1 protein-coding gene is annotated in these 365 nt (G+C 48.5%); it reads left to right on the forward strand.

Annotated features, from left to right (window positions below; all coding sequences use genetic code 11):
• Positions 1-126 precede the first annotated feature (126 nt).
• The coding region (locus tag ACTHSP_RS22795; protein WP_440347103.1) for a flavoprotein at positions 127-365 on the forward strand (239 nt) is incomplete at its 3' end.

Here is a 365-nt window from a genome sequence, read left to right on the forward strand (position 1 = left end):
TAGGCTGTGCGAGTTCAAATCTCGCTGTCGGCACCACATTAGAAAATCTAACCGCTTTTTAGCGGTTATTTTTTCGTCTTGAGAATCTGCCTTTCATTTATCTTTAGGCCGAGACAGGGAAATACAATGAAGCGTTTGGTTGTCGGCATCAGCGGTGCCAGCGGTTTTCAGTATGGCGTGAAAGCTTTGCAGCTTTTGCGTGAGCATCAGGTAGAAACGCATTTGGTGGTTTCGCAAGGGGCGGAGATGACCCGTGCTTTGGAAACGGATTACACCAAGGAAGACGTTTATGCTTTGGCGGATGTCGTGCATTCTGTCCGTAATGTCGGGGCAAGTATTGCCAGCGGATCGTTTTTGACGGATGG

It is taken from the genome of Neisseria sp. P0001.S005 (assembly GCF_051963715.1).